Origin of the sequence: Hubeiibacter jixunmingi (assembly GCF_041928215.1) — a bacterium.
Classification (GTDB): Bacteria; Pseudomonadota; Gammaproteobacteria; order Pseudomonadales; family Moraxellaceae; genus Acinetobacter.
Window position 1 is genome coordinate 1 of sequence record NZ_JBHFHK010000073.1, and the last position, 9,445, is coordinate 9,445.

The window sequence follows — 9,445 nt, forward strand, 5'->3', positions numbered from 1 at the left end:
AAACCGATGAATCTTTTGCTGCTAATATCTATCTGGCTGCAACAATAATCAATTTGCGTTAATTATCAACACGCCCTAATATTTTAAAGGAAAATTGATTTAAATTAAGGCTTTCCTGCTCAAAATGGCTAAATCTTGCTTTACTGCGTCAAAAGCTGGTCTGATAGAATGACTATCAACCTGCACTTTTTCCTTGTAAAGCTGGCGATTTATCTGCTTTTGAGCGAGAAAAATTAATCATGAACAGGCTCTAAAAAATCGAGGGCAGATCATCTGCCCTTAAACAATTTAAACCGACCTAAAAACAGTTTTAAACTTGCCACTCATGCCCACAATCACGACATTTCCATTGTTTTTGTTGTTGCATAAAGTTTTGCATTTCTATTTTAAAGTTTGGCATCACTCGCCAAAACATCGCACCCGATACAGCACAGACCAAAAATATCGCTACCGTCAAGCTCTGTAAAAACACGCCTGCTGGTTTACCCATCACAAACATCACAATGCTAATCAACACCAACACTGCCAAGACCAATATACTTGGTATCAAAATAACCAAACTACGTGGCACATTAGGACGCACGCCATTACTACTGGCAACAGGCATCAATTTACGACTTTGACATTTTGGACATTGAAAATTCATGGCTTGCTCCTTTTTAAACTATGCTTGCGTATTAAATGATAGAAATTAGATAGAGAATGAAGAACCACAACCACAAGTCGTGGTCGCATTTGGATTATTCACCACGAAGCGTGAGCCTTCCAAGCCTTCGATATAATCCACGCTTGAGCCGAGCAAATATTGATAACTCAAAGCATCAACTACCATGGTCACGTCACCATTCACAAAGCTCGCATCATCTTCGTTCACTGTTTCAGCAAAATTAAAACCATAAGAAAAGCCCGAACAGCCGCCACCTGTCACATAGACACGCAACATCAAATCTTGATTGTTTTCGCTTTCACGTAATTGTCTGACTTTTTTTGCCGCATTGTCGGTCAAAGTTAAAGCTTGTTCAGTCATGGCGTACACCTTTTTGGCTCAGCAAAAAATTTATTTTGCATTGTTTGGCTGTATGTGGATTGCCCTTTTTAAGCAACCCATTGCAACCGTATATTATAACAGAAGTTTGGCAGATTAGAGTAATTTTCGATAAACTTGCGAATTACGTTGATGATTATAAATATGTTGCCTTGCCTGTGGTAAATCACTCACTGCACATTGCACAAAGCCTTGTTCGATAAACCAATGTGCTGTGCGTGTAGTCAAAATAAAAACTTGCTGTATATTTTGTGAGCGTGCTTTATCTTGCAAAAATTGTAAGATTTGTTCGCCACGATTAGAGTTACGATAATCGGGATGTACCGCAACGCAAGCGATTTCTGCACTATTGATTTCATCGGACTGAGTCACGATGGGATGCAGTGCTGCACAGCTGATAATCATGCCATCACGCTCAATTACTGCGAATTGCTCAATCTCTTGTTCCAAACGTTCTCGTGGTCGATAGACTAAAATGCCTTGTTGTTCCAGTGGTTGTAACAATTGCATCAAACCTTGAATATCGCCAATCGTTGCCATCCGCACATCTTCATAATGGCGATTGCTGACCATACTCCCAACACCATCACGGGTAAATAATTCTTGCAACAATGCCCCATCATGCTGAAAAGGCAAAAAATGCACACGGTGAATACCATTTTGGCAAGCCAGTTTGGCAAATTTCAGTACCGATAAAAATGCCCCATCTTGGGCATAATAATCAAGATAATCGTCGATTTGATTGGGATGCAATTCACGCTGCAACTGCTGTTTTGCATCTTCAATACCTTGTTTTTCACTAAAGAAAATCAACTTATCCGCTTGCAAAGCCAATGCCACACGATAAGCCACTTCTTCTGCTGTAACATTAAAAATTTCACCTGTATTGGAATAACCGAGCGGACTAATTAACACAATTGAGCCATTGGCAAGATGATTTTGGATATGATGACGGCTGATACTACGGACTTCGCCCGACCACTGAAAATCTACACCATCATGCACGCCATAAGGTTTAGCAGTAACGACATTACCCGATGCCACATTGATGCGAGCTTGATACATGGGTGAGTTTGCCAAGCCCATGGATAGCATGGCTTCGAGCTTTAGGCGTACCTGCCCTATCGCTCCCAAAATATGCGGTAAGCTATGTTGTGGCGTAATACGACGATGTTGGTGATATTCACTTTGAATATTGGCTTGTGTCAAGGCTTGATCAATTTGCGGTCTTGCCCCGTGTACCAAAATCAGACGAATATTTAAGCTATGCAATAGGGCAATATCATGAATAATATCTTCAAAAAAATCACTTTGAATGGCTTCACCCGTCAGTAAAATCACAAAGGTTTTGTCTTGATGAGCGTGAATATACGGTGCAGAATGGCGAAACCAACGCACATAATCAGGCGTAATATGTTGATAAACTGAATTTGACATTGTCATAATGACTTAAGTATAAAATTAAAATTGCTGTGAATGAAAAGCATAACAAAATTCAATCAGAATTGCTTGGCGAAAATGGGCTATTTATGCTATAAAATGGATTAATCAACAAATGAAAAGCAAAATGATGAAAAGCTTAATCTTAGGCTGTGGTGATTTGGGACAAACTTTGGCGTATGACTTGGTGCAACATGGTCATCAAGTCGTGGCGATTGGGCGTAAAGCTCGGCAGTTTGCTGAATTTGATTATATTTCTCAAGATTTAAATGATTTACCCAATATTAGCGAGCGATTAAATCAACAGCAATTTGATTATATTTTTTGTATTGTCAGCCCAAGCGAACGCAGTGTACAAGGCTATCAAAATACTTATTTAAATATTGCTCAATCGATATTTTTGGCATTACAACAGCAAAACCCTAAAAAAGTGTTTTTTATCTCATCAACACGAGTCTATGCACAAGATCAAGGTGCTATTATTGATGATGACAGCCCATTAAATTATAAAATTTCTAATAATCAAAACGATGAAATAGATCCTTTTACGCAAATATTGCTTGCCAGTGAGTTAGTTTGGTCAGCTTATTGGCAAGAAAAACTATGTATTTTAAGACCGACAGGGCTATATCAACAAGGAAGCCAACGCCTGCAAAAACTTGCTGAGCATACTACACATATTGACAGTATACATTGGAGCAATCGCATTCATCGTGCGGATGTAGTCGGCTTTATGCGTTATTTAACGCAAATTGATGCTGAAAAAATTCAATCTAGTTATATTTTATCAGATAGTGTTCCTATGCCTTTGGGAGAAATTTTAAATTATTTTCGACAAAAACAAGGATTAAATCCATTAACAATGCATCCCGATTTACCGCATACAGGGAAAAAAGTCTACGCCAAACGCTTGCAACAATCGGGCTATATATTGAAATATGCGGATTTTTTTAAGGCACAGATTTAAATTATGATTTAAGTCACAATTTATTGCAATAATGTTGAAAATTGCTGTTTTTTGGCTTTTTTTAATACGCCTGTTTAATATAAAAAGCAACTTAATATTTTAAATCATAATGCTGTTTTGCATCTGTTTAATCCATCAACAGCATATTTCATTCAAAAACAATCGGTTTATAATTTGCAGACAAAAGTAATAAAGACATAATTCATGTTTAGTCACCGCAACAATGCCCACCCTACTTTAAATCATCATCACGCTGGTCTATCTGCACTTACCCTAGGTGCTATCGGTGTAGTCTATGGCGACATCGGTACGAGCGTACTGTATGCCATGAAAGAAGTGTTTAACACAGGACATGTGCCGTTTACCGTTGAAAATATCTATGGCGTGGTATCACTCTTTGTGTGGACGCTAATCATGGTAGTCAGCCTGAAATACGTCACTTTAGTTTTACGTGCTGATAACCACGGTGAGGGCGGTTTGATTGCCATGTTAGCTTTGGCATCTAATGCAGTAAAAAATAGACCCAAACTGCACGGCTTTATCATGTTGTTGGGTGTATTTGGGACGTGTCTGTTTTATGGCGATGGTGTGATTACCCCGTCCATTTCAGTATTGTCTGCGGTAGAAGGTCTGGCGATTGTTTCACCAACATTACACGAGGTGATTATTCCAGTTACCTTGGGGATTTTATTTGCATTATTCTTTGTACAAAAATTTGGTACCAAAGGCATTGGTAAATTGTTTGGCCCGTTAATGCTACTGTGGTTTTTGGTGATTGGCGGAATGGGCTTATATCATATGCAAGCCCATTGGGAAGTGGTATGGGCGGTCAATCCTATCTACGCAATAAATTTTGTGATCAATCAGCCTGTATTGTCTTTTATTATTTTGGGTGCAGTGGTGCTCTGTGTGACAGGTGCTGAAGCATTGTATGCAGATATGGGACATTTTGGTAAAACACCGATTCGTTTGGCGTGGTTTACCGTAGTGATGCCGTGTCTTTTACTCAATTATTTTGGACAAGCTGCATTTTTATTAGAAAATCCTGAGGCGATCAGCAATCCATTTTTCTTGATGGCAAATAGTTCATTGCGAATTTTCTTGGTATTTTTGGCGACGATTGCTGCGGTCATTGCATCACAAGCTTTGATTTCTGGGGCATTCAGTATTACCAAACAAGCTATGCAATTGGGGCTTTTGCCACGTATGCGTGTGGTCTATACCAACATGAAAGAAGTCGGGCAAATTTATATTCCCTTTATCAATTGGGGCTTGTTTATTGCGATTTGCTTTGCAGTGGTGTTGTTCCAATCTTCTGATAAATTGGCAGCAGCATACGGTATTGCAGTGTGTACCGATATGTTGATTACCACGATTTTGACTTATTTTGTGGTGCGTTATGCATGGAATTATCCGATTATTTTATGCTTTTTGGCGACTGCAATTTTCTTTGTGATTGACTTATTATTTTGGTCATCGAATTTATTAAAATTATTCAAAGGTGGTTGGTTCCCATTACTATTGGGTGCCATCATGTTTGTGATTATGATTACTTGGCGTGATGGTCGTAAATTGTTGGCTTTTGCACGGCATAATCAAGCGGTAGAGTTACAAGGCTTTTTGGATGATTTATTTGCCAGTTTTGCCCAAAAACGTCTCAATCAAGCCATTGAAAATACCCAAGATAAAATGCGTCATCTTTTATCTGAAAATGGTTTAAAACATCAGCAAGTTGATTTAAAAACCGTGAATGTTGATCAACTGAAGTACGATGCTGAAGATTATGCTGAGTTATTAGCACAGCAAGCAGATCTTGAGCAAAAATTACTTGAAAATGCCAATCGTACTTACCAATTCGAAAATATCAAAAAAATCCCTGGTATTGCGGTATTTTTGGTGCCTGAGGTGAATACCACGCCGATTGCTTTACAGCAAAATCTCAAGCACAACAAATGCTTACATCAATATAATATTTTTGTGAATATTGCTACTTTTGAAGTGCCTTGGATTGGCTTAAGTAAACGTAGCGAAGTGGATTATTTGGGGCATAATTGTTGGAAAGTCACTTTAAATTTTGGTTTTAAAAATGACATTGATGTGCCTGATGCCTTGAGCCAAATTGAACAATTTAATTTTGATTTTGATGAAAATACCGTGAGTTATTTCTTATCAAGAGAAACCATCAATCCACGTAAAGCCCTAACGGGTATGGCATTGTGGCGTGAAAAACTGTTTGTACATTTACATCAAAATGCAGGAACAGCTGCCGAATATCTAAAATTACCGAGCTCAAATGTAGTAGAAATGGGTGCGAAATTAGATATCTAATTTTACTTTTGATAACGTGAGTTCGGAATAAGTTAAATTTTAATTATTTGATTTTAAAAGTAAATTTAATTCATGTGTAGGGTGCGTCTTACGCACCTTTCAGAAAACGGCATTAAAATGGTGCGTCTTGCGAAACAATGTTTCTCACACCCTACTTTTTAAAAATCATACAATTACAATACAAACATACCTTTTTAAACCGAACTCACGTTTTGATATATTTTCAGAGCATAGATCCATGCTATCACAAGCATAATTTATCCCAATAAAAATAGGCTAAGTCAAAAACTTAGCCTATTTTTTCAAATCAAAGATTGAATTAACCTGCTTTACAGTTTAAATCAACTTTTTGACCTTGTGGGTTTGTTACAGTCAAGATTGCATCGTTGCCACCACGGTGCCATTCTACGCCGCCACCAACATAACGCTCACCTGAACCACTTACAGCACGGTCTAACAAGCCTTGTTGACCTTGGATAACCATTGGTAATTTGTCATTGATCAATTGGTTGCCCACTTGTACTACAAGGTTGCCGTTACATACATAACGAGTCATGGTGATATTTTGTTGTGTTGCTGGTGCAGACGCTTGTGCTGGCGCTTGTACTTGTGCCGCTGGCGCTACAGTTTTTGCTGGCTCTGCTTTAGATGCAGTAGTTGTATTCATAGTACCACAAGCTGTTAATAATACTGATGCACCAACGATAGAAAATAATAAATCTTTCATCATAAATTCCTAACAATATCAAAATTAAGGTGGGGCAATTCTAACGTGAAAGATTAGACATTTATATGCTTGATAGCATTTCTTAACACAGAATTTCCAAATCGTATACATAAAAATAAACCCTTATCATCAGTAAATATGATAAGGGCGAAAGTTTAAACCGATGAGACGAGCAATTAGATATCGCTAAGATCTACACCGATACGATGTGCAACTTCTTCATAAGCTTCAACCACATCACCTAAACCTTGACGGAAACGATCTTTGTCCAATTTTTTCTTGGTCTCTTTGTCCCACAAACGGCAACCATCTGGAGAGAACTCATCACCAAGCACAATGCGGTCATGGAACACACCAAACTCTAGTTTGAAGTCAACCAATAACATACCGCCTTGTTCAAACAAAGCTTTAAGCACATCGTTCACTTGATAAGTGATTTTTTTCATTTGTTCCAATTGCTCAGCAGTCGCCCAGCCTAGAGCAATCGCTTGAGATTCGTTCACCATTGGATCGCCTAAAGCATCATCTTTAAAGAACAATTCAAAAGTTGGTGGTGTAAGCTCAATGCCTTCTTCCACGCCTAAACGACGGCACAATGAACCCGCTGCATAGTTACGAATAACGCATTCTACAGGAATCATTTTCAGTTTTTTAACCAACACTTCAGTCGGTGACAACAATTCTGCAAAGTGTGTTTCGATACCTGCATCAGCTAATTTTTGCATGATGAATGCATTAAAACGGTTGTTTACTTTACCTTTACGGTCAAGCTGTGCAATTTTTTCACCATTGAATGCAGAGGCATCATCACGGAAAACCAAAATAAGATGATCTGCATCGTCAGTTTGGTAGACTGATTTTGCTTTGCCTGTGTAAAGTAATTCTTGCTTTTGCATAGAATAAATCCAAATCTAAAAAAGATGATGGCTCATGCAGTATCGCAATGAGCCAGTGTGGGGTTATTATTGCGGCCAATGTATCGCAATATTCTCTAAAATTTGTTTGCTGACCCCATCATTCGCATAGCGTTGATTATCAAATACTGCCAATACTGAGCCTGTGCTTACATCGCCCAATCTTAGCTGATAAGTATGATTATTCAACACGATGTTATATTGATGTGTCGTTTTTGCATCTAAACTTGCTTGCAGACCTGAAGCTTTTACCGCAGCCATGGTGCGTTCCCAAATTGCATTACGTTCGCCATTGATCAATAGCATCACATTTTGGCTACCGTCCATAATGGCTTGTGGTTGACTTGGTACTGAAGATACTCTGCCCGTTACCACAGCTGATGATGCTGCACGATCTGGACGTGATAAATCAAAGCGATTGCCACGGCTATTTACCAGATTTGGAGCGTTTTTTAGTGCCTCTTCAGGGATTTGTGGTGCTGGATAAAGTGCTTGCGGCTGACGCATCTGTACATTTTCTGGAAGCTGCAAAGGCATTGTTTTCACGTTCTTTTTATAGTCTAAAGAACCGTTTCCAATCGCCATTTTGCTACAACCGGCTGTAGCCAAACTTGCTACTGCCAGTAATAATACTGATGTCATTTTCATGAATAAAATACCTACTTTAATAATGCACTTTTTGGCTTAAGTGCTTGAAGTCAATTTCGCATTGACCAAAGCATTACGCACCACATCGTGGTATTGCGTATCCAAAACAGTCAATGGCAAGCGAATTCCTAAACGCACCTTGCCCATGGCATAAAGTGCCCATTTTACAGGAATTGGATTTGATTCACAGAACAAAATATCATGTAATTCGGCAACTTGTGCGTTTAAAGCTTGCATCGGCTGATTTTCGCCTTTCAATGCATGCTCACACATCTCCGCCATAATTTTTGGTGCAACGTTCGCAGTGACAGAAATATTACCCTTACCGCCAGCAAGCATTAATTGCCAAGCCGTTTCATCATCACCTGAATACACGACCATGTCTTTGCTATCTAAAGCATTAATCAGCTCAATACCGCGTGGAATGTCGCCAGTAGCGTCTTTGATACCCACAATATTGGCGATTTTTGATAAACGCACGACAGTCGCATTATGCATATCTACACCTGTACGACCAGGCACATTATACAAAATAATCGGTAAATCTACTGCTTCGGCAATCGCCTTGTAATGGCGGTACAGACCTTCTTGTGTTGGTTTATTATAATAAGGTGTAACAATCAAACCTGCATCCGCACCTGCCTCTTTGACGTGCTTGGTCAAGGTAATGGCTTCTACGGTAGAATTTGCACCGCAACCTGCAATAATCGGGATACGCTTGTTGGCAATGCGGACAACTTCGCTAATCACTTTGACGTGTTCTTCTACTGATAGCGTTGAGGCTTCGCCTGTAGTACCAACTGCTACGATACTATGTGTACCTTGTTCAATGTGCCATTCTACTAATTGCTCTAAACTCGCCCAATCGACTTGTCCATCGTCGCACATTGGGGTAACGAGGGCAACAATTGAGCCTTGTATATCGGTTGCTTGCTGAGTCATGTCTAACATAATCCTATATTATGCCCCAGTATTTTTGTGACCATGCACGGTCTATATCACATACAAAAAATTGGTAAGCTTGTTTCAATCGTGAGATAAAATTGTTTGTCCGTCGCCACAATTTCACCTTTCAATCCATCTTAGCAAGGCGAGCGAGTAACAATCCAATTTTACACAGTATCTTATCATAAGCTAATATAGCCTTTCTATATGTACTATGTTGTAAAATGTTGTTATTTTAAATCTAAATCGTCATGCTCACATCAGTTTTGGGTTACTTCTATCCAAAGCAATCTATCTAAAATGCCAAATTGAAGTGTATATTTTTCCAGAATTCATCTCAAAAACATAAAATATAATTAGGGCGTGTTGACAATTAACGCAAATTGATTATTGTTGCAGCCAGATAGATATTAGCAGCAAAAGATTCATCG

General features: G+C 38.8%; 9 protein-coding genes. 2 read left to right on the forward strand and 7 right to left on the reverse strand.

All coding sequences use genetic code 11. The features are described from left to right. Positions 1-310 precede the first annotated feature (310 nt). The 3 genes from ACEYX7_RS09645 to argA all read right to left on the reverse strand — a co-directional run bounded on the left by ACEYX7_RS09645 (position 311) and on the right by argA (position 2,482). Complete coding sequence (locus ACEYX7_RS09645; protein ID WP_374805012.1) at positions 311-646, reverse strand: zinc-ribbon domain-containing protein; 336 nt, start codon at positions 644-646, stop codon at positions 311-313. A 45-nt stretch (positions 647-691) separates the two neighbouring features. Beyond that, positions 692-1,027 carry an iron-sulfur cluster insertion protein ErpA gene (gene erpA, locus ACEYX7_RS09650; RefSeq protein ID WP_374805013.1) on the reverse strand — a complete coding sequence of 112 codons (336 nt, stop codon included), beginning with the start codon at positions 1,025-1,027 and terminating at the stop codon, positions 692-694. Between the two features lie 114 nt (positions 1,028-1,141). After that, entirely contained in the window at positions 1,142-2,482 is a 1,341-nt protein-coding gene (gene argA, locus ACEYX7_RS09655; RefSeq protein WP_374805014.1) for an amino-acid N-acetyltransferase, read from the reverse strand. 130 nt (positions 2,483-2,612) lie between these two features. Here argA and ACEYX7_RS09660 point away from each other — a divergent pair, with 130 nt between their 5' ends. Both ACEYX7_RS09660 and ACEYX7_RS09665 read left to right on the forward strand, forming a co-directional pair. Then, positions 2,613-3,452, forward strand: a complete 840-nt coding sequence (locus tag ACEYX7_RS09660) for an NAD-dependent epimerase/dehydratase family protein (RefSeq protein WP_374805015.1) — start codon at positions 2,613-2,615, stop codon at positions 3,450-3,452. A 204-nt stretch (positions 3,453-3,656) separates the two neighbouring features. Continuing rightward, entirely contained in the window at positions 3,657-5,780 is a 2,124-nt protein-coding gene (locus ACEYX7_RS09665; RefSeq protein ID WP_374806610.1) for a KUP/HAK/KT family potassium transporter, read from the forward strand. Between the two features lie 319 nt (positions 5,781-6,099). Here ACEYX7_RS09665 and ACEYX7_RS09670 read toward each other — a convergent pair whose 3' ends face one another. From ACEYX7_RS09670 to dapA, 4 genes are all read right to left on the reverse strand, one after another. Then, positions 6,100-6,507, reverse strand: a complete 408-nt coding sequence (locus tag ACEYX7_RS09670) for an MliC family protein (protein ID WP_374806609.1) — start codon at positions 6,505-6,507, stop codon at positions 6,100-6,102. A gap of 176 nt (positions 6,508-6,683) precedes the next feature. Beyond that, positions 6,684-7,403, reverse strand: a complete 720-nt coding sequence (gene purC, locus ACEYX7_RS09675; protein WP_374805018.1) for a phosphoribosylaminoimidazolesuccinocarboxamide synthase — start codon at positions 7,401-7,403, stop codon at positions 6,684-6,686. A gap of 66 nt (positions 7,404-7,469) precedes the next feature. Continuing rightward, complete coding sequence (locus tag ACEYX7_RS09680) at positions 7,470-8,069, reverse strand: hypothetical protein (RefSeq protein WP_374805019.1); 600 nt, start codon at positions 8,067-8,069, stop codon at positions 7,470-7,472. Between the two features lie 36 nt (positions 8,070-8,105). Then, on the reverse strand, positions 8,106-9,011 hold the full coding sequence (dapA, locus tag ACEYX7_RS09685) for a 4-hydroxy-tetrahydrodipicolinate synthase (protein ID WP_374805020.1): 906 nt from the start codon (positions 9,009-9,011) through the stop codon (positions 8,106-8,108). Between the last annotated feature and the right edge of the window lie 434 nt (positions 9,012-9,445).

Excerpts from the sequence above, each read along its gene's own strand:
- ACEYX7_RS09645 (WP_374805012.1), bottom strand. The coding sequence starts at position 646 with ATGAATTTTCAATGTCCAAAATGTCAAAGTCGTAAATTGATGCCTGTT.
- erpA (WP_374805013.1), bottom strand. The coding sequence starts at position 1,027 with ATGACTGAACAAGCTTTAACTTTGACCGACAATGCGGCAAAAAAAGTC.
- argA (WP_374805014.1), bottom strand. The coding sequence starts at position 2,482 with ATGTCAAATTCAGTTTATCAACATATTACGCCTGATTATGTGCGTTGG.
- ACEYX7_RS09660 (WP_374805015.1), top strand. The coding sequence starts at position 2,613 with ATGATGAAAAGCTTAATCTTAGGCTGTGGTGATTTGGGACAAACTTTG.
- ACEYX7_RS09665 (WP_374806610.1), top strand. The coding sequence starts at position 3,657 with ATGTTTAGTCACCGCAACAATGCCCACCCTACTTTAAATCATCATCAC.
- ACEYX7_RS09670 (WP_374806609.1), bottom strand. The coding sequence starts at position 6,507 with ATGAAAGATTTATTATTTTCTATCGTTGGTGCATCAGTATTATTAACA.
- purC (WP_374805018.1), bottom strand. The coding sequence starts at position 7,403 with ATGCAAAAGCAAGAATTACTTTACACAGGCAAAGCAAAATCAGTCTAC.
- ACEYX7_RS09680 (WP_374805019.1), bottom strand. The coding sequence starts at position 8,069 with ATGAAAATGACATCAGTATTATTACTGGCAGTAGCAAGTTTGGCTACA.
- dapA (WP_374805020.1), bottom strand. The coding sequence starts at position 9,011 with ATGACTCAGCAAGCAACCGATATACAAGGCTCAATTGTTGCCCTCGTT.